Source organism: Liquorilactobacillus capillatus DSM 19910, assembly GCF_001434915.1.
GTDB classification, from domain to species: domain Bacteria; phylum Bacillota; class Bacilli; order Lactobacillales; family Lactobacillaceae; genus Liquorilactobacillus; species Liquorilactobacillus capillatus.
This window is the reverse complement of sequence record NZ_AZEF01000044.1, coordinates 1-1391: the sequence shown is the minus strand read 5'-3', so window position 1 is coordinate 1391 and position 1391 is coordinate 1. Positions and strand designations below refer to the sequence as shown.

The 1391-nt window shown below is 37.0% G+C and carries 2 protein-coding genes; both read left to right on the top strand.

Annotated elements, in window-relative coordinates; genetic code table 11:
- The coding region (locus FC81_RS09400) for a phage major capsid protein (RefSeq protein WP_157054789.1) at window positions 1-755 on the top strand (755 nt) is incomplete at its 5' end.
- Between the two features lie 343 nt (window positions 756-1098).
- Window positions 1099-1368 (top strand): head-tail connector protein, encoded by a 270-nt coding sequence (locus FC81_RS09395; RefSeq protein ID WP_057746204.1) that lies wholly within the window; start codon window positions 1099-1101, stop codon window positions 1366-1368.
- The last annotated feature ends 23 nt before the right edge of the window (window positions 1369-1391 follow it).

Below are 1391 nucleotides of genomic sequence, written 5' to 3'. Positions count from 1 at the left end.
AGTTAAAACAATCAAAATACAACCTTGCACAATATGCAACGGTTAAACAAGTTTCTACTGGTTCGGGTCATTATCCAATTGCAACAAGTCAGCAAACCGCAGTTTTAGCAACTAAGGAAGAACTTGCAGATATTGCGGATGTTGACGCAAATATGTTTGCTGATGTTCCCTTTGATGTAAAAACACGTGCTGGCAAGATTGCACTATCTAATGAAGTTGTCGAAGATGCAGAAGTTGATATTGTTGGTGAAGTTAAAAACCAGTTACAACAGTTAGTTGATAATACTGATAATTCTCAAATTATGACACTGCTTACTGGTTCAAACTTTGCTAAGGCAACCGCAACGGGTGTAGATGATTTGAAGAAAGTCTTTAATGTAACCTTAGACCCAGCATTAGATAAGATGTTCATTGTGAACCAATCAGGATTTAATTACCTCGATACCTTGAAAGATTCCGAGGGTCGTTACCTCTTACAACCAAATCCAACTGCACCAAGTGGCTTTACTTTGTTAGGCGCACCAGTAGCGTTAATTAGTGATAAGGTGCTTGCTAACAATTCAGATGGTTCATTCCCTGTACTTTGTGGGGATATTAGCCAAGCGGTAGCAGTATTTAGACGTAACCAGGTAACTGCACAATGGGATAAATTCGATCAATTCAGTCAAGGCCTATCCGTTATCGTTCGGAACGATTACGAAGTAATTTCTAAAGATGCAGTAATAAATATTTCACTTAGTGCACCAGCAAAATAAGGTTAAGAAGTAGCGTAACGATTCACGACGGTATTAAAGGAATTTCGTGTACGCTAAAATGGAGGACATTTTATAAATAACGATTCGTTATGGTATTAAAGGGGTGGCTTAATTTTGAGCCACCCCATACATATTCGGGGGTTGTCCAATTTTGGACTAATCTCTAGGGCTAAGTATGGTTTTGCTGAGAATGTTGATTTTACGAGTTTATCGGAAAAATCCGAAAAACCTTTTGGAGATCGTCCTCGAATTTACCATGTTATGGACTAACCTCTAGGACTAAGTATCAAATTGATACTTTGTTTAATAACCAAACCCAACAGGTCCCAAAGGAAGTGATTATATGACAATAACGCCAGCAGATATTAAAGCAAGTCTTAGAATAGATGTTTCAGATGATGATGCTATGATTCAACAATATATTGATAGTGCTGCAAACTATATTCAAACAGCGGTATCGGCAACAGAAGAACAGCTTAATGATTATAACCAATACTGGTTTGCAGTAAGTTTATTAACTCAATTTTGGTATCAGAATAGAGCAATAGATATGAAAAACACACCATATCAAGTAGTGTCAATGATTCAACAGTTAAGAGGACTTATAAGTTGATATAAAGGCGTTTTTTGCCTTTA